This window comes from Devosia indica, from assembly GCF_003056405.1.
Classification (GTDB): domain Bacteria; phylum Pseudomonadota; class Alphaproteobacteria; order Rhizobiales; family Devosiaceae; genus Devosia; species Devosia indica.
This window is the reverse complement of the sequence record NZ_PYVZ01000002.1, coordinates 296,661-319,123: the sequence shown is the minus strand read 5'-3', so window position 1 is coordinate 319,123 and position 22,463 is coordinate 296,661. Positions and strand designations below refer to the sequence as shown.

Sequence of the window (22,463 nt, the reverse complement as noted above, 5' to 3'; positions counted from 1 at the left end):
GGCAAGAAAATGACCAATCCTGTCACGAAAGATCGGCGTCACTTCGAGGACCTCGCTATGGGCGAAGTCATCGATCTGGGCCGCACCGCCGTCTCCAAGGACATGATCATCACCTTCGCGCGCGAGTTCGACCCCTTTCCTTTTCATCTCGACGAGGAAGCGGCCAAGGCGAGCCTGCTCGGCGGCCTCGCCTCCAGTGGCTGGCAAACCGGGGCGCTGAGCCTCAGAATGCTGGTCGACAGCTTCCTCTCGACCATCGCCTCCTGCGGGGGCCTGGGCTTTCGCGACCTGAAATGGAAGACCCCGGTCATGGTCGGCGACACAATTGGCGGCAAAGTCACCATTGCCGGGCTGCGTCGCTCCGAAAGCCACCCCCAATGGGGCATTGTCACGCTCGACTTCGACGTCCGCAACCAGAAGGACAAGCCGGTGCTGACTATGCGGCTGGCCAATCTGGTTGAGTGCCGCACGCCGGAGGCGGCAGCATGACCCGCTGGTTCGAGGACATCACGCTCAACGAAGCCTTTCCGCTCGGCGATCACACCTTCACCGCCGAGGAGATCATCCGCTTCGCCACGCTCTACGACCCGCAATATTTTCACACCGACCCCGAACTGGCCAAGCACAGCCATTTCGGCGGCCTGATCGCCTCAGGTTGGCACACGGTCAGCGTCGGACACCGCAAGATGGTTGATGCGCTATTTGCCGAAGAGGAACGCCTGCGCGGCCTGGGCCAGGAGCCCGGCGTCTCCGGCCCCTCCCCCGGCGTCAACGCCATGGATTTCAAGGCGCCCGTGCGCCCCGGCGACACCGTCACCTACACCTTGGTTGTGACCGACAAGCGCCCATCCAATTCCATTCCCGGCTGGGGTCTGCTGTTTAACCAGCTCACGGCCGTCAACCAGCGCGGCGACTTGGTCTATGAGGCCCATCTGGTCGGCTTTTCCAAGCTGCGGGACTATGTCATGCCACTCAAGCTGCGCATCCTGCTCGGGATCACCAAGATCCCCGTTCTCGGAAAGCTGATCAGACGCGCCTCTTGATCGTGTCACGGTGCATCGGCATGCTCTGGCCATGCGCCGATTCGCCCTTTGCCTCGCCCTCACCGTTCTGTCCGTCACGCCGGCTCTTGCCCAAGCCTATCAGGGCAATTGGAGCTGCCGCGATGCCACCACCAATCGCGCCGGCATCCTGACCATTTATGGCCAGGTCTATGGCTGGGCCTCGCGCGTCGCCAACGATCCCAATTCCGGCACAGGCACCCTGACGCCCTATCAGGACGGTGTGGGTTTCAACGACGGCAATCTGCGTGCCAATGCAGCCATCCAGGCTGGCCGGCTGGTCGATGACGCCAATTTTGGTACAGCCTTGCAGCTCGAAACCGCCGACGCCATCGTCATGCTCTGCAATCCGCGTTAGGCCGGTCCCCGCTCTCCCCCAAAAGCAGGGGTTGAACTTTTTCGTCTTTTGCCGCATTTAGAGGCGGCAGTGCCGGGCCCCTCTGGTCATAGCTCCTTGCTATGGCGATGTCGGAACTGCTCCACTCAATTACATGGAGAAGGTCCGGCGATGGAATCGCTTCTTGCCGCCCTTTCGGGCGATTTTCTCGGCACACCAACCTATTTCTGGGTCGCGTTCATCGCGATCGTCATAGCTCTGCTTGTTTTTGACCTCGGCATTCTGCACCGCGATGAGCACGAGATCGAAGCCAAGGAGAGCCTGCTGCTCTATGGCTTTTATGTCCTGATTGCGATCGCCTTTGGCGCCTGGGTCTGGTTCAGCCGCGGGGCACAATCCGGCCTCGAGTTCTACACTGGCTATCTTATCGAACAGTCACTGGCGATGGACAACATGTTCGTCATCGCCACGATTTTCGGCTTCCTCGGCATACCCCGGCTCTATCAGCACCGCGTGCTGTTCTGGGGCATTCTGGGCGTGATCCTGTTCCGAGCCGTGCTGATCGGTGTGGGCGCTGCCCTCGTCCACCAGTTTGAAGCGATCCTCTTCCTGTTCGGCGCTTTCCTGGTCTTCACCGGCATCCGCATGTTCTCCCATTCCGACGAAGAGCCGGACATGGAGAACAACAAGATCCTCAAATTCCTGCGGCGCCATTTCCGCATCACCAATGAGTTGCGCGGCCGCAGCTTCGCGGTCAAGGAACCCGATCCCAAGACCGGCAAGCTGGTGACCTGGCTGACGCCCCTGGCCGTGGCGCTTATCATGGTCGAAATCGTCGACCTGATCTTTGCCGTGGACTCTGTGCCGGCCGTGTTTGCGGTGACCCAGGACACCTTCATCGTCTACACCTCCAACATCTTCGCCATCCTTGGCCTGCGCGCGCTCTATTTCGCCCTCGCCGCGGCGATGAACCGCTTCCGCTATTTGCAGATCTCGCTGGCAATCATCCTGGTGCTCATCGGCATCAAGATCTTCCTCGTGCCCCTGGGCATCAAGATCGACACTATGCTCTCGCTTGGCGTCACCATCGCGATCCTGGCTGGCGGTGTATTCTACTCGCTCTGGAAGACGCGCAACGAGCCCGACATCAGCGCCGAAGACCAGCCCAAGACCGGTCAGTTGGAACCCTGAGGACAACGTCGTTCACAATATGAGACAAAGGCCGGCGGTTGACGCCGGCCTATTTCCTGTTTGTCTGTCTTCTGCTCGCTCACTGCGGCTCTCGCAGTAGCCCCTCAACTAGCCGGCGGTACGCAGCCGTCGCGCGGTCTGATATGGCCTGCGGATCCTCGGCATTGGCAATCCAGGTCGCCGCATAGCAGGACGCCCCGGTGAGCATGCGGGCCGTCGCTTCCAGGTCCACATCCCGGATCACGCCATCCTCGGCCAGCTCCGCCAGGCACTCCTTCATCGCCGTCATGCAGCCATTGGTTGTCGGCCAGCTTGCCGGATCGCCGAGCACCGCGGGGCCATCGCGCAGGACGATTCGGCGGATTTCCGGCTCCAGCGCCATCTCGATATAGCCGATCCCCTCTTCGATGAAGCCTTCCCAAGGCGTCCGCATTTTGGCCGCACGCGCCTTGAGCCGCACGGTCATCTCTGCGTCGATCTGGGCAATCACCGCCTCGAACAGGCCGCGCTTGTCGCCGAAATGGTGGTAGAGCGCCCCGCGCGTCAGCCCGACTTTCCCGGTAAAATCATCCATTGATGCATCGGCATAGCCGATCTCGCCAAATGCCTTGCGCCCCGCCGCCAGCAGCTTTGCGCGTGTCTCGGCGATCATCTCGCCTCTGGTCCTGACAGCCATTCAAACCTCAAATGCATACGTCTCGTATGCCAATTGACATACGTCGCGTATGATATTACCCACTCACATACGCCGCGTATAAATATGCACTAGGTCGCGGCTTATCAAATGTCGAGGATTTTGACATGCCCAACCCCTATTCGGAAATCTTTCGCGCGCCCGGCGCCAAGGGTTTCGCCGCCGCTGGTTTCCTGGCCCGCATGCCCATGGCCATGGCGCCCATCGGCATCGTCGCCATGCTGTCCCAGGCCCATGGTGAATACTGGCTTGCCGGGGCCGTCTCGGCCACCTACGCCCTGACCAACGCCCTGCTGGCCCCGCAGATTTCACGCCTCGTGGACCGCGTCGGTCAGACCCGGGTCCTGCTGCCCACAACGCTCATTGCCGTTGTTGCATTCTCCCTGCTCATGCTCGCCGTCAACCAGGATTGGCCGATCTGGACGCTCTATGTGACCGCCTTCGTGGCGGCGCTCATGCCCAGCTTCCCGGCCATGATTCGCGCCCGCTGGAGCGAATTGTTCCGCGACCAGCCCGAACTCAACACGGCTTTCGCCTTCGAATCGGCCGCCGACGAGCTGGTCTATATTGCCGGTGCCTCGCTCTCGGTCGGCCTCAGCGTTGCGCTCTTTCCCGAAGCCGGCATGCTGGCCAGCACGGCCGCCCTGGCCATGGGTGGCCTTTCCTTCATTGCCCAGCGCGGCACCGAACCGACGCCCTCGACATCGGCGGATAGCACGACCGGCTCGGCTATTCGCCAACGCCCCGTGCAGATCGTCACCCTGGCCCTCGTTTTTGTCGGCACCATTTTCGCCACCGCCGAAGTCAGCGCCGTCGCGATCACCGAGGCCCTCGGCGAACCGGGCGCGGCCAGCCTGGTGATCGGCGTCTATGCCGCCGGATCTTTCGTCGTCGGCCTCATCATGGGGGCCATGACCATACGCATGCCCATGCAGCGTCAATTGGCCATCGCCGTGGGCACGGTGGCCATCACCACCATTCCGCTGCTCTTTGCCGATACCGTTATTCTGCTCGCCTTCGCGGTCTTTGTCAGCGGCATCGCCATCTCGCCCACCTTCATCACCGCCTTCGGCCTGATCGAGCGGCGCGTTCCGGCCGCCCTCCTCACCGAAGGCATCACCTGGGTCATCACCGGCATCGGTATCGGCATGGCGCTCGGGGCCTTCGTGGCCGGATGGGTCGTTGACACCTATGGCGCCCAAAACGGCTTCTGGGTCTCCATCATTGCCGGATTCCTGGCGCTGGCAACCGTGCTTCTGGGGCAGCGTCAATTGGGCGGCACAGTGCCCAGGAGCGGCACCCCGTCGCCGCAACCCGCCCAATAGCGCGACATCTTCCCGAGCCGGTGCAAGGACCCCGAGAGGCCACCTGGGCCCTTGCACCAGTCTTGCCGCATTTGCCCGTTAACGAATTGTCAAACGACAGGGAGACAGGCCAAATGGGCGCCATCCATGAAATCGTCTTTGATTGTGTTGAACCATCCGTCCTGGCCCCGTTCTGGGCCGGCTTGCTGGAGGGGTATACCCTGCGCGAGCCCGAAACGGATCCGGCCGCAAGTCAGGTTCTGGGCCTCGATCCCAACGCGCCCGCAATCCTGATGATTGATGGCCCCGGCCCCTCCATCTGCTTCCAGAATGTCGACGGGCAACGTCCGGATAACAATCGGGTCCATTTCGATGTAGAGGTCGAAGACCGGGCCTCAGAGGTCGAGCGCCTGAAATTGGCGGGAGCCTCCGTTGACCGCGTTCTGCCCACCTATACGGTCATGCGCGATCCCGAGGGCAATCAGTTCTGCCTGATCGACAAGCGCCAACATCATTTGGCCGGAGAGGTTGAGCAGGCCGCCTGAGTGCTGACACAGCCTGTCAGCGCCTGGCGCCATCCTTCTTGCATTCGCCGGAAGGAGCGCACCTATGACCCTTACACTGTCTTGCCATTGCGGCGCCACGCGCATCGCCCTGCCCGGGCACCCCGCCCATGGCAGCCAATGCAACTGCACCTATTGTGCGCGCACGGGCGCCGTCTGGTCCTATTATGCGCCCGGAGAACTCACATTCCTCTCGCGCGCCGGCGAACGCCTGTACTCGACCAACCCGGATATGCATCAGCACTATTTCTGCGGCACTTGCGGCATGCAGACCTGGGGCGAATCCCCCGATTGGTCATCACTCTACAATGACGACGGCACGCCCAAGGGCGACGACCCCAAGGCCATTCCGGCCACGCGCAAGCAGGCGATCAACCTCCGCCTCGTCGACGATCTGGACTGGTCCAGGATCGAGGTGACGCAACTGGACGGACGCACCGGTTGGTAGCAGGGTCACGACCGCACGGGACCCGGCGCCATCGCGCCCCTAGTGCCCCTCGAACGCCATCAGGGACGACACTGCGATGCCTTCGGCGCGCAACTTGTCTGCACCGCCGATTTCGGGCAGGTCGATCACGAATGCAGCGTCATCGCATACTGTACCGGTGCGCCGCAGCAGGCCGACCGCTGCAATAGCGGTTCCCCCGGTGGCGATCAGGTCATCCACCAGCAACACCTTGTGCTCCGACCCCACCACGTCGGCATGAATCTCGATCGTGTCGACCCCATATTCGAGCGCATAGTTCTGCCCGATGGTTTCACCGGGCAGCTTGCCCTTTTTGCGAATTGGCACGAAGCCAGCACCCAGCGCGATCGCCACGCCCGCGCCGAAAATGAAGCCGCGCGCTTCGATCCCGGCCACATGGGTAATGCCCTTGCCCCGATATGTCGCGGCAATCCGCTCCACGCTCTCCCGAAATCCTTCGGGGTGCTCGATCAGCGTGGTGATATCGCGGAACAGAATACCCTTTTTGGGATAATCCGGAATCGTACGGACGAGCGACTTCAGGTCGAGCGACATCAATGGCCTTGTCAGTTGGAATGGAAAGTCAGGTCTTGTTGCGGCCCAGGACGTGCCGGGCAATGACGCCCGCATTATAGGCCACGTTGCGCGTGGTGCTGATCGCCGTCTCACGCGCCTTGGGATTGTTGACCACGGCCTGCACGCCAGCACGGACAGCCGGATGGCGGCTGACGGCTATTGCAGTGCTGACCATTGTGACGGCAAGGCGAACGGCGGACATCGCGGTTTCCTCTAACAACCCGGACTGGACGCAATATCGCGACTGAGACCGGCAAAGGCAAGGGGCGGACCGCTGCGGCAAGAGCAATTCATTGCGACGAGGCAAAAAAGCAAAGGGGCCCTTCCGGGCCCCTTCAAAGCTTCAGTGCATCCCCCGGGAGCGTGGCCTCCCGGCTTGGTCCACTAAAGACGCCCCCGGTAGTGCGTTTTGGCGGCGCGACGCACCGCCGTGATCAGTGCTCGATGCCGGCCCAGAGCTTGCGCTTGGTCGCGTACATCAGGCCGGCAAACAGCACCAGGAACAGCAACACCACGAAACCGGTCTGCTTGCGGCTGACCAGGTGCGGTTCGGCCATCCACATCATGAACGCAGCCACGTCGGTCGAATACTGCTCGACAGTCTCAGGAACGGTCACGCCATCTTCACCCGGCTCATAGGTCACCAGGCCATCAGACAGTGGCGGTGCCATGCCGATGGCGTGGCCGGGGAAGTAGTCGTTGTAATACTTGCCTTCGGCCAGCTCGAAACCTTCTGGCGCGGTCTCTGGCACTTCGTCGTGATAGCCATTGAGCAGGGCGTGGATATAGTCCGCGCCGCCTTCCTGGTAGCCGGTGAAGTAATTGAAGACCCAGGTCGGGAAGGGGTCGGTCACGCCGCGAGCCTTGGCCAGCACCGAGAAATCCGGGGGCAGCGAACCGCCATTGGCGTCACGCGCTTCCTGGTCATTGGCAAATGGCGACGGCCAGCGGTCGGCAGGGATACCCGGGCGGCGGCCACCTTCGGCCGTTGGATCCTCAACCTCATACTCTGCGGCGAGCGCCTTGACCTGCTCCTCCGAAAAACCCGGACCGCCCGGTTCGCTCAGATTGCGGAAGGCGATCAGGCTGGCGCCGTGGCAGCTTGCACAGACTTCACGAAACACCTGGAAGCCACGTTGAAGCTGATTTTCGTCATAGGTGCCGAAGATACCCGCGAAGCTCCAGTTCTGGCGCTCGATCGGTGCGCCAGCTTCGGCGGCTTGGGCCGACACGCTGGTCAAACCAACCATGGCGGCGACAGCGGCGATGATGAACTTGGTCTTGAACATGTCTATCGCCCCGATCACGCGTGTGCCTTGCCGAGAACGCTCTCGGAAATGCTGGTCGGCAGCGGCTTCGGCGTCTCGATGCGCGAAAGCACCGGCAGCACCACCAGGAAGTAGATGAAGTAGTAGGCCGTGCAGACCTTGGCCAGCACCGTGTAGATGCCCTCGGCCGGCTGCGCACCCAGATAGGTCAGGGCCACGAAGTTGATCGCGAACAGCCAGTAGAACCACTTGAACATCGGGCGGAACGTTCCCGAGCGGACCTTGGAAGTGTCGAGCCATGGCAAGATGAGCAGCATGACCAGAGCACCACCCATGGCGATCACGCCGCCAAGCTTGGAGTCGATGAACAGCACGTTGAAGTCGATGGCGCGCAGGATCGTGTAGAACGGCAGCAGATACCATTCGGGCACGATATGGGCCGGCGTCACCTGGCTATTGGCCATGATGTAGTTGTCGGGGTGACCCAGGATATCCGGCGCAAAGAACACGAACCAGGCGAAGGGGATCATGAAGACCACCATCGCGAACAGGTCCTTCATCGTGTAGTAGGGATGGAAGGCGACGGTGTCGCGGCTTTCCTTCACTTCTACGCCGATCGGGTTGTTGTTGCCCGGCACGTGCAGCGCCCAGATATGCAGGCCGACAATGGCCGCAATCACGAAGGGCAGCAGGTAATGCAGCGAGAAGAAGCGGTTGAGCGTCGGGTTGCCCACGGCAAACCCGCCCAGCACGAGCTGCTTGATATTCTCGCCGACCACCGGAATGGCCGAGAAGATGTTCGAGATCACCGTGGCGCCCCAGAACGACATCTGGCCCCAGGGCAGGATGTAGCCCATGAATGCAGTGGCAACGGTCAGGATGAAGATCAGCACGCCCAGGATCCAGATGATCTCGCGCGGCGCCTTGTAGGAGCCGTAATAGAGACCGCGGAACATGTGGATATAAAGCGCCACGAAGAACATCGAGGCGCCCACCGCGTGGACGGCCTGGATGATGCGGCCGCCATTCACGTCACGGCGGATATGCTCGACCGAGTCGAACGCCATGGCGACATTGGGCGTGTAGTGCATGGCGAGAATGATGCCAGTCACGATCTGGATACCCAGGCACATCACCAGGATGGCCCCGAAGGTCCACCAGTAGTTGAGGTTTTTGGGCGTGGGGAAGTCCATCAAGTGTTCTTTGGCGAAACGGACCACCGGCAGGCGGTCATCGAGCCACTTCTCGACGGAATTTCCGGGAGTGTAGGTAGAATGTTCGGACATCGGAAAAGCCCCCACTAACCGATCTGGATCAGCGTATCGCTGACGAATTCATAGGGCGGAACAACCAGGTTTGCGGGCGCGGGGCCACGGCGAATGCGCCCGGCCGAGTCATAGTGCGAGCCGTGGCAGGGGCAGAACCAGCCGTCGAAATCGCCCGATTCACCAACCGGGATGCAACCCAGATGGGTACAGTTCGCGATCATCACCAGCCACTGCTCGTGACCTTCCTTGACGCGCTCTTCATCGGTCTGCGGATCCTTGAGATCGGCCAGCGGAACCGCACGGGCTTCCTCGATTTCGGCAGCGGTCCGGTGCCGCACGAACACCGGCAGTCCACGCCAGGTGATGGTCACAGACTGCCCTTCGGGAATCGCGCCAACGTCGAACTCGATACTGGCCAGGGCCAGGGTCGAAGCGTCGGGGTTGAGCTGGTTGATCAGCGGCCAGACCACGGCGGCAGCGCCGACCGCGCCGACGGCGCCGGTGGCGACATAAAGAAAGTCCCGCCGGTTGGTGGATGAATGTTCTGCTTGCGTGGCCAAGGTCCGTATCCCCGTAACATGCACATTTGACGGGGCCGGCCCCGGACTGGTCGATCGCGTACGCAGAATCGACTGCCGTGCGCCCTCAAGCGGCCCGTCAGGTCCGTCCTTTTTGCACTGTCATGGTCGCTTGTCCAGTGCAGGTGCCGTGACAGCGCACAACTGCGACACTATACCCGAGCCAGCCCGGATTTCCGGGCGCTCCATCACGCGTGAGGCCGCCTGACATGTCCATTGACCTGGCCCTTTACCAGCCAGACATCGCCGCCAACACCGGCACCTTGCTCCGGCTTGGCGCCTGTCTGGGGGTAAAGGTCCACATCATCCATCCTGCCGGTTTTGCCCTCACCGACCGCAACCTGACCCGTGCCGGCATGGACTACCTGGACAAGGCGGCGCTTGCCGAACATGACAGCTTCGCCGCCTTCCAGGACTGGCGACATGAACAGGGCCGCCGCCTGGTCCTCCTGACCACCAGGGCCAGTCAGTCTGCCTATGAAGCCGCCTATTTGCCCAACGACATACTCCTGCTAGGCCGCGAAAGCGCCGGCGTCCCCGACAGCGTCGCCGCAACCGCGGACCTGCGGTTGCGCATCCCCATGCGCCCCAACTTGCGCTCGATCAATGTGGCCATCGCCGGCGCCATGATATTGGGCGAAGCATTGCGCCAGACCGGCACCCTGCCCGGCATGACGCCCTTTACAGAACAGAGCTGAAGGTCCATTTCCCCGCCATGACTGCGCCAGCCCCCACCCTCCCTGCCGATATCGAGACGAAAAAGACCGCCGCCAGCGCCTGGTTCCGGACGCTGCGCGACCGAATCTGCGCCGAACTCGAAACCATCGAGGCCGAAGTCACCGGACCCCATGCCGAAATGGCCCCGGGCCGTTTCGAACGCACCCCCTGGGACCGTGCGGCCGGTGGCGGCGGCGAAATGTCGATGCTGCATGGCCGGGTCTTCGAAAAGGCCGGCGTGCATATCTCCACCGTGTACGGCAACTTCTCCGAGGATTTTGCCAAGCAGATGCCGGGCACCGAGGCCGGCACGGCGTTCTGGAGCTCGGGCATTTCGCTCATCATCCACCCCTGGAACCCCCACGTTCCAGCAGTGCACATGAACACCCGCATGATCGTCACCGGCCAGCAATGGTGGGGCGGCGGCGCCGATCTCACCCCGGTGCTTGACAATCGCCGGACCCAGACAGACCCCGACTCAATCGACTTTCATGCCGCTATGCAGGCCGCCTGCGAAGGCCGCCCCGGGGTGGATTATGAACGCTTCAAGGCCTGGTGCGACGACTATTTCTTCCTGCCGCACCGCAATGAGCATCGCGGCATTGGCGGCATTTTCTACGATCACTTCAATTCCGGCGACTGGGACGCCGATTTCGACTTCACCCAGGCCGTTGGCGAGGCCTTTCTTGGCATCTACCCCAAGCTGGTCCGTCGCAATTTCGAAAAGCGCTGGTCCGAAGCCGAGCGCGACGAACAGCTCGTCCGCCGCGGCCGCTATGTCGAGTTCAACCTGCTCTACGATCGCGGCACCACCTTCGGGCTCAAGACCGGTGGCAACGTCAATTCGATCCTCTCCTCCATGCCGCCCGCGGTGAAGTGGCCCTGATACTTTTCCCAAGCTTGGCACGACCGGGTCGGCGACATTAGGATTCGGTCATGTCCATCAGCGATCTCGACATCACCGGCTATCGTTCGATCCGCTCGATCCGCTTTCCATTGAGGCGGCTTACGGTGCTGGTCGGCGGCAATGGCGTGGGCAAGACCAACCTCTATCGTGCGCTCGAACTGGTGCATGCTTCCGCCACCGGCGACCTGGCGTTGTCCCTTGCTCGCGAGGGTGGCCTTGCCTCCGCCATGTGGGCCGGTCAGCGCCGCGCCAATGAGAAGCCACGTCTGGCTCTGGATGTGGGTCTCGACACCATTCTGCCCGGAGACGACGAGGCCGCCTTCCTGCCGCGCTATTCGGTGGAAATTGGCTATGGCGACAGCCGCTATGAGGCTATCTTCTCCGAGGAGCCCAAGATCAAGGCCGAGAGCCTCACCCTGCCCGGCCGGCGGACTGTCACGCTGCTCGAGCGCAAGGGGCCGGCGGCCTGGTATCGTGATCAGGACGGACGCATGCGCCAGCTCGATCATCCCTTGCTCGCCAGCGAAACCGCCCTCTCCGCCTTGCGCGGCGCCCTGCCCGAACTCGACGCTGTCCGCCACCTGCTCGCGTCCTGGCGCTTTTATCACGGCTTCCGGACCGATCCGGATTCGCCCCTGCGCCGCCCATCCCTGGGCGTCACCGCCCCAACGCTGGATGCCGATGGCGGCAATCTGGGCGCCGTCCTGGCGACGCTTCGGCACATCCGTGGGGACACAATCGATCTCGACGAAGCCATCGACCAGGCCTTTCCCGGCGCCCGGCTGAACGTTCCGCCGCCGGAACGCGATGCCAGTTTTTCCATGAGCTTTCCCGAAATACCGCATCGCGCATTCGGCCCGGCCGAACTGTCCGATGGCACAATGCAATTCCTGGCCTTGCTCGGTGCGCTGCTCGCCTACCGCCTGCCGCCCTTCATCGCGCTCAACGAACCGGAAACCTCGCTTCACCCGGATCTCCTGCCGGCCCTGGCGCGTGCCATCGCCCACGCCGCAACCCGCAGCCAGGTGTGGGTGGTCACGCATTCCGTGCCCTTGGCCAACGCCATCGCCGATCAGACCGGCATTGTCCCGCGCACCGTTATCCGCCGCGATGGCGCAACCTGGATCGAGGGACTCTCGGACATCGGCATCTTCCCGGACGAATAGCGGGAACCTTTTGGACATCGCTGCGTTCCGTCAGACCCGCCAAAGGGAGTGACACAAGGAGGTTCAGCCATGAAGCGCTTTGATTCCGGCACACTCATTCCAGGGTCTACCTGGCGCGCCGAAGCCGAAACTGAGGCCGAAGTTGTGCGGCGTGCGGTCGAAAACATGCGAAATCTCAACGGCGAATCCGAAGTGCGGCCCGATATGGTCGAACGCATCAAGGAGCGTATTGTTGATGTCGACGACATGGGCCGCCAGACCAGGCACTGATCATTCAAGCCCCGGTTTTCCGGGGCTTTTCATTGGCCCGCGCCGCGCTAGTGGAAAATCCGCTCCAGCAATGCGTCCCGACTGGCCGAAAATTCGCTTTCCACCCAGGCCCGCTCCATGATGGCCAGTGCCGCGCCCATGTCAGGTCCCGGCTTCATGCCCCGCGCTTCCAGATCTGCGCCACCAACCGGCAATGGAGCCACCGGCAGCCGCCCCATATCGCGGGCCAGCTCTGCCAATTGTTCGCGCGGCCAACCCTCCTCGGCCGCCGCAACCGCCAGTCCCTCCACGGCATCTTCGCCGAACCGGTAGGCGGCCCAGCCAATATCGCCGCGCCGCAACAGCGCAGATGATTCCGCAATACGTTCGGCATGCCCGACCAAGGCCTTGCTCAGCCGCCAGTCCGCCTGCCGCTGGGCCAGGTCATCGCGCCCCAGCATGGCCAGTCGCGCCGCCGCGCTCTGCCCGCCCAGCGCCTCATAGCGCTGTAGCGCTGGCACCGCGCCCGGCGCCAGACGCACCAGGCCCAGCCGATCCATCAGGGCCAGCGTGGTTGCAACACGCGGCAAGGCCAGCATGCGCAGCATTTCGGCCCCCACCCGCTCGCGCGAGATATGGTCCAGCTCATCGGCCGCACCCTGGCACGCCGCCAACCCCTCAGGATCGAACTGTTCGCCCCCATGACTGGCCGAGAACCGGAAGAACCGATAGACGCGCAGACCATCCTCGGCGATCCGCTGCGTTGCATCGCCGATAAAGCGCACCCGCCCATTGATGAGGTCTCCGGCGCCACCGAGCGGATCGAACAATCGTCCGTCGGCAAAGCAGTAAAGCGCGTTGAGCGTAAAATCGCGCCGCGCCGCATCGGCCACCCAGTCCGTGCCAAAGGCCACCACGGCGTGCCGGCCATCAGTCGCCACATCCTGGCGCAGCGTCGTCACTTCCACGCTCGTTTCATCCAGACGCAAGGTCACCGTGCCATGCTCGATGCCGGTCGGATAGGCATTGATCCCTGCCGCCTTGGCCCGCTGCATCACCGCAACCGGCAGCAGTTCGGTCGCCATGTCGATATCGGCGTGTTCGCGCATCCGCCCGATCAGGCTGTCGCGCACCACCCCGCCCACGGCCCTTGTCTTGCCTGCTGAGCCATCAAGCGCCGCGAATATCGCCTGCACCTCTGGCCGATCCAGCCATTCCGCGCCGTCCAGCCGATCCGGTATCACGCAGCCACCTCGCCCACCACCAGATCGCGGAACTGCCGGGTCAGATTGGCGGTAATGCCCCAGATGACATGCCCGTCATGGTCGATCTGCCAGGTCGAATGCTCTTTCCCGCCGCGGCTGATGCGGAACCGCCCATAGCTCCGGGCGTCCAGAATGCGCTCCAGCGGCACCTCGAACACCGAATGCACTTCGCCCGGATTGGGCACGAAAGGCCCGGTCGGATCGACCTCGGCCACCACCGGCGTGATCAGGTAATTGGTGCCGGTATAATACGTCTCCATATAGCCCAGAATGGTCGCATCACGCGCCATCATGCCCACCTCTTCATTGGCCTCGCGCAGGGCCGCCGCAGCGGGACCATCATCCGATCCGTCGATTTTGCCACCGGGAAAGGCCACCTGGCCCGAATGCGCCCGCAGATCGGGGGATCGCTCGGTATAGAGCACGGTATGCCCTTCCGGGCGCCGCACCAGCGCGATCAGCACTGCTGCCGGCACGGGCGCCCGTTCAAACGGCTTGAGAGGTTGCCAGTCGGGCACCAGCCCCCGCGCCGGCGGCGGGTCTGGCGGGTCAACCAGCAGCCTGGGCGACAATAGCCGGACAATTTCGGAACTTGGAGCCAAGGCGCACCCGGGATGATTTCATAGCAATGAGAGGAATGTAGTCATCCCGCTCCCATCCTGCACCCCCTTTTGGCCTCACGGCTCAAGGTCAAACGCAGCAATTTCACCCTTGAGCGACTTGGCCAGGCTCTTGTCCTCGGCCAGCAGCAGGACGCGCGTTGGGTCGACCGGGCCGGGAAACTGGATATTGCCCGGCGTGGTGATGTCCCAGCCCAGCGGGCAATAATAGTCCTGGTCGCCCACCAGCAGCACGAACTCACCCTCGCCGCGCGCCAGCGCCAGCTTGGCCACTTCCCTTGCCAACAGCTTGCCCGCGCCCCGCTTGCGGAAATTGGGGTGGGTCGCCAGCGGCCCCAGCAGATAGCCCTTGTGCCCGTCAACGCTGATCGGTGTCATCCAGACTGAGCCACAGGCAGTGCCATCCACTTCCGCAATCAGGCTCAGGCTCGGGTCTATGGGAAACATTTCCCGCACTCGAAAAGCCGTGCGCGCAAACCGGCCCGGGCCGAAGGCAATGGCCTGCAGTTCATCGACAAACACATCATCGGCCGCGGTAGCGGCCCGAACGGTCAATTGGCCGGCTGCAGGGGAAGAGGCGGCCTCGGCCGCAACGAGCGTGGTCATGGGTCTGATCCAGGGAAAGTGTGCAGGAAAACGTGCGGATCGGCCACCGGCCCTCCGCTCTGAACGACCAACTAGGGTCGTCGGTTCATCTGCAAAACCTTCACCATCCTGGACGCCTCCACGTCTGGAACCCGATTAGCACCCACGCGGTTGGTCGTAAATGGGAATATTGGGGCCATGCTTCCGAATTCCTTGGCGTCCGGCGCAACCGTTTCGCGATTGCGCAACAGTGTGTTGCCGTCAGGACCCTTTTTGCTTGCCGCTTCAGTCCATAGCTAAGGGGCGAAAACCGATCCAACCGGCAGGGTCATTCAATCCGCAAATGCCGACAGCAAGATGACCGAAAGGCAGTTTCAATGGGACAGTTGATCGACGGAAAATGGTCGACCCAGTGGTATGACACGAGCAAGACCGGCGGCAAATTCGTTCGCTCGCAGGCTGGCTTCCGCAACTGGATTACCGCCGACGGCAGCCCCGGCCCCTCGGGCGAAGGCGGGTTCGCGGCCGAGGCGGATCGCTACCATCTCTATGTATCCCTGGCCTGCCCCTGGGCGCATCGAACCCTGATTTTCCGCAAGCTCAAGCAACTGGAAGACCTGATTTCGGTCTCGGTCGTCGCGCACAAGATGCCTGACGAAACCGGCTGGAATTTCGACAAGAGCGAAGGTTCGACCGGCGATGCCCTGTTCGGCAAGGAAAAGCTCTGGCAGGTCTATACCAAGGCTGCGCCGGACTATACGGGCCGCGTCACTGTTCCGCTGCTCTGGGACAAGGAGACCGGCACCATCGTGTCCAACGAAAGCTCGGAAATCATCCGCATGTTCAATTCGGCCTTCAACGAATTGACCGGCAATACCGACGACTACTATCCCGAGGCCCTGCGCCCCCGCATCGACGAGATCAATGCGCGCGTCTATGACGACATCAACAATGGCGTCTACAAGTCCGGCTTCGCCACCACCCAGGATGCCTATGACGAGGCGGTCACCAAGCTCTTCGACGCGCTTGACTGGGTTGAGGGTCTGCTGGGCGAAACCGCCTACCTGACCGGTGACACCATCACCGAGGCCGATTGGCGGCTCTTCACCACCCTGGTGCGCTTCGACGCGGTCTATGTCGGCCACTTCAAGACCAACCGCAAGCGCATCGCCGATTACCCCAACCTCAGCCATTACCTCAAGGCGCTCTACGAGGTTCCGGGCGTCAAGGAAACGGTCGATCTCGACCATATCCGCACCCACTATTACTGGAGCCACACCACCATCAATCCGCACCGCATCGTGCCGATCGGCCCCGAGCTGCCGTTCCTGGATTGAGGTCTTCGGTTACCCTCGGCGTTCACCTCCCCTTTTTCAGGGGAGGTAGCGTCGCTGGGCCCACTGGGCCGTGGCAAAGCGGGGCAGGGGTAAACCTCAATAGCCCCAGATCGACCGCTTCTCCACGCCATCGAAATATTCATCGATCCGCTGGCTGGTCGCCGGGGTCACCTTTTCGGGCAGATTGTGGCGGTCAAACCAGCCCACTTCCGCGATTTCGTAGTCCGGCTTGCGCTCGAATTCGAAATTGAAGCTCTTGGCCACATAGAACGCCACATGGTCCCGGTTCGTCACCGGGCTGGTATTGTGATAGAGCCCGAACAGTTCCATCGGCCCGGTCACCCGATAGCCGGTTTCCTCCAGCGTTTCGCGGGCCCCGGCTTCCTCGAAGGTCTCGCCCGGCCCCACGCCACCGCCGGGAAACTGCCAGCCCGGCACATAGGTATGGCGGATCAGCAGCACCTTGTCGCCATCCACCACCATCACCCGGGACCCCACGGTCATCCGGTGCCAGAGCCCTTTGAGGGTCAAAAAGGCGGTCGCGCGCACGCGCTGGAAGCGATTCATCATGGTTTTGGCTCCATCTCTGCCTCTTGGCTATCAGAGCTTGGCCCGCGACAAAATCGTGCGTTGTGTCGATTGAACGTTTTCTTGCCCCATCTGTTCTGGCACAACCCACCGCGATGATCACCCTGGCCCACATTTCCGACATCCACCTGTCCCCCATGCCCGAGGTGGGTTTTCGCGATCTTCTGGGCAAACGCCTGACCGGCTTTCTCAACTGGAAGCTCAAGCGCCACGGCGAGATGAACACCGAGACGCTGGCGCGCCTGGTCGCCCATATGCAGGACCAGCAGGCTGATTTCACCGCCGTCACCGGCGACCTCACCAATCTGGCGCTCGACAGCGAAGTCGAACGCGCCGGCCGCTGGCTGCGCGAACTCGGCGGCGCCGACAAGACCGTGGTCTGCCCCGGCAATCATGATGCCTATGTCCCCGGCGCGCTGGAATATGCCCAGAGCGAATGGGGCGACTATCTCAAGGGCGAAACCGTGGAAGGCCAGGCTTTCCCCTTCGTCCGCCGCGTGGGCGAAGTGGCGATCATTTCCTGTTCCAGCGCCGTGCCAACCGCGCCGTTTTTCGCCATCGGGCGGTTCGAGGAAAAGCAGGCCGCGCGCCTCTCGCGTATTCTCAAGCTCCTGGGTGATGCCGGCTATTTCCGCGTCGTGCTGATCCATCACCCGCCCAATGCCGAATTGCAGCATCCCAGCTTCGGCCTCAAGGGCCACCGCATCTTCCGCCGCGTCATCACCGAAGAGGGCGCCGAGCTGGTCCTGCATGGCCATACCCACCGCTCCTCGATCCACCATATTCCCGGCAAGAACCACGAGGTCCCGGTGATCGGCGTTGCCGCCGCCAGCGCCGCCCAGGGCGGCACGCTGGATGACCCGGCCCGCTACAACCTCTTCCGCATCGAGAAATCCGGCGAGGAATGGCGCTGCACCATGCGCGAATACGGCTTCCAGCGCCTGGGCGCCGACATCGTCATGCGCATGCAGATGCGGATTTACTGACCTCGATCAGCCCGCTGGTGCACGATCACCCCGGTTTGCACGGCCTCAGCCATGGAACAGCCTGCCCAGATCAGACGAGACCCGACTATTTGTCGCTTTCGGTCAGGCCTTTGACGAACCAGCGCTGGAAGAAGATGACCACGGCAACGGGCGGGAGGATGGCCAGGATCGCCAGGAGGTTGGATCGCCCATACTCCGGCACTTGCTGGCTGCCTTCGAGCCCTTGGGTGATCTGCTTGATGCCCTGGACAAGGGTGTATTTGCTTTCGTCCGTGATGATCATGGTGGGCCACAAATACTGGTTCCAGCCATAGACGAACATGATGATGAAAATGGCCGCGATCATTGTCTGGGAAAGCGGCACCAGAATGTCGATAAAAAACCGGATCGGCCCGGCCCCGTCGATACGCGCAGCCTCCAGCAGTTCTTCGGGCACCGAGAGGTAGAATTGCCGGAAGAAGAACGTCGCGGTGGCCGAGGCGATCAGCGGCACGATCAGGCCGGTATAGCTGTTGAGCAAGCCCAGCTTCTGGGTGATTTCGTATGAGGGCACGATGCGCACCTCGAGCGGCAGCAGCAGTGTGGTAAAGATCAGCCAGAAGGCAATCATGGCAAAGCGCATGCGAAAATAGACGATGGCATAAGCCGCCATCATCGAGATGATGACCTTGCCAATGGCAAAGCCCAGGCCGAGCACGGTCGAATTCCAGAACATGTTCAGGCCCGTATTGTCGCCCGAAAAACTCATCGACTCGAACAGGGCCTTCATCAGGTTCGGCCAAAGCTGGTCGCCCCACTGCAATGATGGGCCCGACTTGATCGTCTCGATGTCCGGCATCGAGCTCATCTGCACCAGCATGAGCAGGGGCGCCACCATGAAGACGACGCCGGCGATCAGGATCAGATGGTCGCCCACCGCGCCCCAGTTGACCCGCGCCACGGGCAGGCGGGGGGCCGGCGTTTCAGAGGCGACGCTGCGGGGCTGGGACAAATCGGCCATGATCAGCTTTCAATTGTAGTGAATGCGACGCTCGACGAGACGGAACTGAAACACCGTCAGCAGCAGCACGAGCACCATCAACACCACCGACTGCGCCGAGGAGCCGCCGATATCCTGGCCGCGGAACCCGTCGAGATAGACCCGGTAGACCAGGGTCACCGGGTTATCGCCGGGATTGTTGCGCAGGATGGTGTCGATCGTGCCGAAGGTGTCGAACAGCGAATAGGTGATGTTGGTGATCAGCAGGAAAAACCCGGTCGGCGCCAGCAGCGGAAAGGTGATGGTCCAGAACCGGCTCACGCTGGACCTGTTGTCGATCATCGATGCTTCCACGACATTGCGCGGGATCGACTGCAGGCCGGACAGGAAGAAAATGAAATTGACCGGGATCTGCTTCCAGACCGAGGCAATGATCATGGCGATCGCGGTGTCATTGTAGTTCAGCCTGACCCGGAAATCCCAGCCGAACAGCTCGAAGAAATTGGTCAGCGGGCCCCAGCGCTGGTTGAACATGATCAGCGTGATGAACCCGGCGACCGGCGGCGCCACCGCATAGACCCACATCAAGAGCGTCCGGTATGTCTTGGCGCCGCGAATGACCTTGTCGGCCTTGACCGCGAGCAACAGGGCAATCGCCAGCGACAGGAAGGTAACCGACACCGAAAAGATCACGGTGAACCAGGCATTCTTGAGATATTCCGAGCTGCGGAACAGCCGCAGATAGTTTTCCAGCCCCACGAAAGTCGCGCCGAAACCGAAGGGGTCTTCGAGATAAAACGAGGACCGAAGCGCCTGGACGGCGGGCCAATAAAAGAAAATGGCAATAATCGAGAGCTGCGGCAGCAGCAGCAGGATCGGCAACCAGCGTGAATCGAACCCGGCGCGCTTCAATATCGTAACCCCGCTTTGCAAGGGACCGGCGGCCCACGCAGGCGGGCCGCCGAGGGATTGGCGAAAGGCTTACTGCTGGGTCTGGGCGAAGCGGGACAGCAGCTCGTTGCCTTCTGTCTCGATGGTCGCCAGCGCGTCCTCGATCGTGGTCTCGCCGTTCAGGAAACGGGCCAGTTCACGGTTCTGGACGTCACGGATCTGCACATAAAAGCCCATGCGATAGCCGCGGGTATTCTCGCCGGCCTGCAGCGAGAGCTGCTGGATGGCGGTTTCGGCGGCAGGCGAACGCTCGTAGTGGCCGTCTTCCTTGGCCAGCTCGTAGGCAGCGGTGGTGATCGGCACATAGCCGGTTTCGCGGTGCCACATATACTGCACGTCCGGCGAGGTCAGGTACTCAAAGAACGCGGCAGTAGCAGCATTCTCTTCGTCGGAATGACCAGCCATGGCGAACAGCGACGCGCCGCCGATAAAGGTCTGGTAGCCCTCGGCCGTGATCGATTCCCAGTAAGGCAGGTAGGTCGAGGCCCATTCGAACGGCAGTTCGGCAGCGGTCAGACCACCGAAATCGCCCGACGAGCCGATATACATGGCCGCGTCGCCGTCGTTGAAGTGGGCCTGGTTGTCGTCCCAGCCGGTGCCGAAGAAGCCGAACAGATCGGCATCAAGCCATTCCTTCACCTTGGTGAAGTGCATGGTCATTTCGGGCGAATTGATCAGGATCTCGGTGCCATCGGCGCCTTCATAGCCATTGTCATTGGTGGCGAACGGCAGGTTGTGGCGCGAATGGAAGTTCTCGACGAACTCCCAGGGCAGATGGGTCTGGACCAGCGGGATATAGCCTGCTTCCTTGAGAGCCGGGGCCATGGCCTCGAATTCTTCATAGGTCGCCGGAGGCGCATCGAAGCCAGCAGCGGTCAGCGCGTCCATATTGTAGTAGAGGACCGGCGAGGACGAGTTGAACGGCATGCCGATCATCTTGCCTTCGGTGTCGGCGTAGAAGTAACGCACGCCGGCGATGTAGTCCTCGATATTGAAATCGACGCCATTGTCCTGCAGCAGGTCCTGCACCGGGATGGTCGCACCAGCAGCGCCCATCACGGTAGCGGCACCGGCGTCGAACACCTGCACCACATTGGGCTGCTCGCCGGCACGGAAAGCGGCAATGGCAGCCGTCAGGGTCTCTTCATACGAGCCCTTGAACACCGGCGTGATGACATAGTCATCCTGGCTCGCGTTGAAGTCGGTCGCGATCTGGTTGACGACATCACCGAGGTGACCGCCCATGCCATGCCACCAGTTGATTTCGGTCTGCGCAAAGGCTGTCGTGGTGGACAGTCCCAGCGCGAGGGCGGCCAGAACCGCCGATTTCTTCAGATTGGTCATGTTTGTCTCCCAATGGGCCGGCACATGCCTTCGTAGCTGCCCGGCTCCAGCCAAACCTTGTCTGTGTGTGAGCGCCGGGATGGAACTGAACTCATCCGAAACATCGGGCGCACAACTCGCCGGCCCGTTCCGGGCTGCGACCTGCCTGCACCCCTGTATTGAGCTTGCTTGTCGCTCGGTTGAAGGTTCTGCGACAGACCGGTGACATTGCACAGCCGTGCAAGCGCTTCACACGAACCCGCTGGCCAGCCTGCATAGGGTAAAGACTACCCCATCATGCCGGACCGGCGTGCCAGAGCGGCAACGGGCGCATCACGTGCGCAATACGGAGCCGCCCATGTCAAACGCTTCACTCTTCGCCCGTCGTCCCGCTATGATCCTGTTGCAAAGGAAGGCTGGCCACATGACCCAGGCAACGCCCACCATTCTCGCCTATCACGCCGCCCAGGCCGAAACCGACCGCGCCATTTGCGACGCGCTGCGCACCATCATCGACCAGCACCTGCCGGACGCCGAAAGCAAAATCTGGCATGCTCACCCGGTCTGGTTCCTCGCCGGCAATCCCATTGTCGGCTATTCCAAGCTCAAATCATGCGTCCGCCTGCTGTTCTGGAGCGGCCAGTCCTTCGAGACGCCGGGCCTGGAACCCGAAGGCAGCTTCAAGGCCGCAGAACTCCGCTTGACCGCCCCCGGCCAGATCAATCCCAATGCGCTTGGCAACTGGCTCGAAGAAGCCCGCACCATCCAGTGGGACTACAGGAACATCGTCAAACGCAAGGGCCGGCTCGAGCCGCTGTTCTGACTACACCGGCACCGGCCCCTCGCCATTGACCCGCCATTGCGCCGCAAAGGCCCGCTGATAGGCCGGGCGCGCCTTGCCGCGTTCGACATAGGCGTGAAGGTTCGGGAATTCTTCCAGCAGCCGCGCATCGGCCCGCCGCAGCACCATCACCATCATCAAATCCCCGGCGCTGAAATCCCCATCGAGCCAGTCATTCTCTCCCAGCCGCGCCGAAAGTTCACCCAGCCGAACCCCGATCCGCTCTTCGAGAAAGGCAAACCGCTCGGTGCTGTACCAGGACTTGCCCCGATCGCTGTAGCCGGCCTGCTCCCGCTCGATAATGGGTGGCTCCATCGTGCTCACCGCCGCAAACATCCACATGATCGCCCGCGCCCGCGCTGCGGGGTCGGCTGGCAGCAGGCCCGGATGCTGCTCCGCGATACGCAGGACGATTGCCCCGGTTTCGAACAGCACCAGCCCGTCCTCTTCCAGGGTCGGTATCTGCCCGAAGGGATTACGCTCCCGATGCGCTTCGGCCTTCAGCCCCTTGAAGGACACCAGCCGCACCTCATAGGGCTGCCCCACCTCCTCGAATGCCCAGCGCACCCGCATATCCCGCGCCAGCCCCTGCCCGCCATCGGGCGATTTCTCAAACGCAGTCATGATCGGCCTCATCGTCGCC

28 protein-coding genes are annotated in these 22,463 nt (G+C 62.2%); 14 read left to right on the top strand and 14 right to left on the bottom strand.

Annotation, left to right across the window (positions count from 1 at the left end; genetic code table 11):
• Positions 1–9: 9 nt before the first annotated feature.
• From DDE76_RS03390 to DDE76_RS03375, 4 genes are all read left to right on the top strand, one after another.
• On the top strand, positions 10–489 hold the full coding sequence (locus tag DDE76_RS03390; protein WP_104893618.1) for a MaoC family dehydratase: 480 nt from the start codon (positions 10–12) through the stop codon (positions 487–489).
• Positions 486–1,043: a MaoC family dehydratase gene (locus DDE76_RS03385; RefSeq protein ID WP_104893617.1), complete on the top strand. Its 558-nt coding sequence runs from the start codon at positions 486–488 to the stop codon at positions 1,041–1,043. Before DDE76_RS03390 ends, DDE76_RS03385 begins: the two co-directional genes overlap by 4 nt.
• Positions 1,044–1,074: 31 nt before the next feature.
• Entirely contained in the window at positions 1,075–1,419 is a 345-nt protein-coding gene (locus tag DDE76_RS03380) for a hypothetical protein (protein ID WP_104893616.1), read from the top strand.
• Positions 1,420–1,569: 150 nt separating this feature from the next.
• Positions 1,570–2,589 (top strand): TerC family protein, encoded by a 1,020-nt coding sequence (locus tag DDE76_RS03375; RefSeq protein ID WP_104893615.1) that lies wholly within the window; start codon positions 1,570–1,572, stop codon positions 2,587–2,589.
• 79 nt (positions 2,590–2,668) lie between these two features.
• Here the strand turns inward: DDE76_RS03375 and DDE76_RS03370 are convergent, their stop codons facing one another.
• Positions 2,669–3,265 carry a TetR/AcrR family transcriptional regulator gene (locus DDE76_RS03370; protein WP_198650823.1) on the bottom strand — a complete coding sequence of 199 codons (597 nt, stop codon included), beginning with the start codon at positions 3,263–3,265 and terminating at the stop codon, positions 2,669–2,671.
• A 125-nt stretch (positions 3,266–3,390) separates the two neighbouring features.
• Here DDE76_RS03370 and DDE76_RS03365 point away from each other — a divergent pair, with 125 nt between their 5' ends.
• From DDE76_RS03365 to DDE76_RS03355, 3 genes are all read left to right on the top strand, one after another.
• Complete coding sequence (locus DDE76_RS03365; protein WP_104893613.1) at positions 3,391–4,608, top strand: MFS transporter; 1,218 nt, start codon at positions 3,391–3,393, stop codon at positions 4,606–4,608.
• Between the two features lie 113 nt (positions 4,609–4,721).
• The gene (locus DDE76_RS03360; RefSeq protein WP_104893612.1) at positions 4,722–5,132 is read left to right on the top strand and encodes a VOC family protein; all 411 of its coding nucleotides are present in this window, start codon (positions 4,722–4,724) and stop codon (positions 5,130–5,132) included.
• A 64-nt stretch (positions 5,133–5,196) separates the two neighbouring features.
• Complete coding sequence (locus DDE76_RS03355; RefSeq protein WP_104893611.1) at positions 5,197–5,598, top strand: GFA family protein; 402 nt, start codon at positions 5,197–5,199, stop codon at positions 5,596–5,598.
• 39 nt (positions 5,599–5,637) lie between these two features.
• On the opposite strand, the gene DDE76_RS03350 is transcribed toward DDE76_RS03355, so the two are convergent.
• From DDE76_RS03350 to petA, 5 genes are all read right to left on the bottom strand, one after another.
• Complete coding sequence (locus DDE76_RS03350) at positions 5,638–6,171, bottom strand: adenine phosphoribosyltransferase (RefSeq protein ID WP_104893610.1); 534 nt, start codon at positions 6,169–6,171, stop codon at positions 5,638–5,640.
• Between the two features lie 28 nt (positions 6,172–6,199).
• Positions 6,200–6,394, bottom strand: coding sequence for a hypothetical protein (locus DDE76_RS03345; protein WP_104893609.1), 195 nt, complete (start codon positions 6,392–6,394; stop codon positions 6,200–6,202).
• 232 nt (positions 6,395–6,626) lie between these two features.
• Positions 6,627–7,481, bottom strand: a complete 855-nt coding sequence (locus tag DDE76_RS03340) for a cytochrome c1 (RefSeq protein ID WP_104894954.1) — start codon at positions 7,479–7,481, stop codon at positions 6,627–6,629.
• Between the two features lie 14 nt (positions 7,482–7,495).
• A complete protein-coding gene (locus DDE76_RS03335; RefSeq protein ID WP_104893608.1) occupies positions 7,496–8,746 on the bottom strand; it encodes a cytochrome b in 1,251 nt (416 codons plus the stop codon).
• Between the two features lie 14 nt (positions 8,747–8,760).
• Complete coding sequence (gene petA, locus DDE76_RS03330) at positions 8,761–9,288, bottom strand: ubiquinol-cytochrome c reductase iron-sulfur subunit (RefSeq protein ID WP_104893607.1); 528 nt, start codon at positions 9,286–9,288, stop codon at positions 8,761–8,763.
• 227 nt (positions 9,289–9,515) lie between these two features.
• Here petA and DDE76_RS03325 point away from each other — a divergent pair, with 227 nt between their 5' ends.
• From DDE76_RS03325 to DDE76_RS03310, 4 genes are all read left to right on the top strand, one after another.
• Positions 9,516–10,004, top strand: a complete 489-nt coding sequence (locus tag DDE76_RS03325) for a tRNA (cytidine(34)-2'-O)-methyltransferase (RefSeq protein WP_104893606.1) — start codon at positions 9,516–9,518, stop codon at positions 10,002–10,004.
• A gap of 17 nt (positions 10,005–10,021) precedes the next feature.
• Positions 10,022–10,909, top strand: a complete 888-nt coding sequence (hemF, locus tag DDE76_RS03320; protein ID WP_104893605.1) for an oxygen-dependent coproporphyrinogen oxidase — start codon at positions 10,022–10,024, stop codon at positions 10,907–10,909.
• Between the two features lie 50 nt (positions 10,910–10,959).
• Positions 10,960–12,096, top strand: coding sequence for an AAA family ATPase (locus tag DDE76_RS03315; RefSeq protein WP_104893604.1), 1,137 nt, complete (start codon positions 10,960–10,962; stop codon positions 12,094–12,096).
• A 69-nt stretch (positions 12,097–12,165) separates the two neighbouring features.
• Positions 12,166–12,366: a DUF1059 domain-containing protein gene (locus tag DDE76_RS03310; RefSeq protein WP_104893603.1), complete on the top strand. Its 201-nt coding sequence runs from the start codon at positions 12,166–12,168 to the stop codon at positions 12,364–12,366.
• A 47-nt stretch (positions 12,367–12,413) separates the two neighbouring features.
• Here the strand turns inward: DDE76_RS03310 and DDE76_RS03305 are convergent, their stop codons facing one another.
• The 3 genes from DDE76_RS03305 to DDE76_RS03295 form a co-directional block, all read right to left on the bottom strand.
• The gene (locus DDE76_RS03305; RefSeq protein WP_104893602.1) at positions 12,414–13,589 is read right to left on the bottom strand and encodes a CCA tRNA nucleotidyltransferase; all 1,176 of its coding nucleotides are present in this window, start codon (positions 13,587–13,589) and stop codon (positions 12,414–12,416) included.
• The gene (locus tag DDE76_RS03300; RefSeq protein WP_104893601.1) at positions 13,586–14,212 is read right to left on the bottom strand and encodes a CoA pyrophosphatase; all 627 of its coding nucleotides are present in this window, start codon (positions 14,210–14,212) and stop codon (positions 13,586–13,588) included. Before DDE76_RS03300 ends, DDE76_RS03305 begins: the two co-directional genes overlap by 4 nt.
• Before the next feature lie 75 nt (positions 14,213–14,287).
• Positions 14,288–14,836 (bottom strand): GNAT family N-acetyltransferase, encoded by a 549-nt coding sequence (locus DDE76_RS03295; protein ID WP_104893600.1) that lies wholly within the window; start codon positions 14,834–14,836, stop codon positions 14,288–14,290.
• A gap of 356 nt (positions 14,837–15,192) precedes the next feature.
• Between DDE76_RS03295 and DDE76_RS03290 the strand changes: the two genes are divergently transcribed.
• The gene (locus DDE76_RS03290; RefSeq protein ID WP_104893599.1) at positions 15,193–16,152 is read left to right on the top strand and encodes a glutathione S-transferase family protein; all 960 of its coding nucleotides are present in this window, start codon (positions 15,193–15,195) and stop codon (positions 16,150–16,152) included.
• A 96-nt stretch (positions 16,153–16,248) separates the two neighbouring features.
• On the opposite strand, the gene DDE76_RS03285 is transcribed toward DDE76_RS03290, so the two are convergent.
• Entirely contained in the window at positions 16,249–16,722 is a 474-nt protein-coding gene (locus DDE76_RS03285; RefSeq protein ID WP_245891781.1) for an NUDIX domain-containing protein, read from the bottom strand.
• A 62-nt stretch (positions 16,723–16,784) separates the two neighbouring features.
• On the opposite strand from DDE76_RS03285, the gene DDE76_RS03280 reads away from it, so the two are divergent.
• Positions 16,785–17,726 (top strand): metallophosphoesterase family protein, encoded by a 942-nt coding sequence (locus DDE76_RS03280; protein WP_157955640.1) that lies wholly within the window; start codon positions 16,785–16,787, stop codon positions 17,724–17,726.
• An 85-nt stretch (positions 17,727–17,811) separates the two neighbouring features.
• Here the strand turns inward: DDE76_RS03280 and DDE76_RS03275 are convergent, their stop codons facing one another.
• The 3 genes from DDE76_RS03275 to DDE76_RS03265 form a co-directional block, all read right to left on the bottom strand.
• A complete protein-coding gene (locus DDE76_RS03275; protein ID WP_245891786.1) occupies positions 17,812–18,603 on the bottom strand; it encodes an ABC transporter permease subunit in 792 nt (263 codons plus the stop codon).
• A gap of 132 nt (positions 18,604–18,735) precedes the next feature.
• Entirely contained in the window at positions 18,736–19,617 is an 882-nt protein-coding gene (locus DDE76_RS03270) for an ABC transporter permease subunit (RefSeq protein ID WP_104893596.1), read from the bottom strand.
• A 69-nt stretch (positions 19,618–19,686) separates the two neighbouring features.
• Entirely contained in the window at positions 19,687–21,000 is a 1,314-nt protein-coding gene (locus tag DDE76_RS03265; protein ID WP_104893595.1) for an extracellular solute-binding protein, read from the bottom strand.
• Between the two features lie 403 nt (positions 21,001–21,403).
• On the opposite strand from DDE76_RS03265, the gene DDE76_RS03260 reads away from it, so the two are divergent.
• Entirely contained in the window at positions 21,404–21,802 is a 399-nt protein-coding gene (locus DDE76_RS03260; RefSeq protein WP_104894952.1) for a DUF1801 domain-containing protein, read from the top strand.
• Here the strand turns inward: DDE76_RS03260 and DDE76_RS03255 are convergent, their stop codons facing one another.
• Positions 21,803–22,456: a glutathione S-transferase family protein gene (locus DDE76_RS03255; RefSeq protein WP_104893594.1), complete on the bottom strand. Its 654-nt coding sequence runs from the start codon at positions 22,454–22,456 to the stop codon at positions 21,803–21,805.
• Positions 22,457–22,463: the final 7 nt, after the last annotated feature.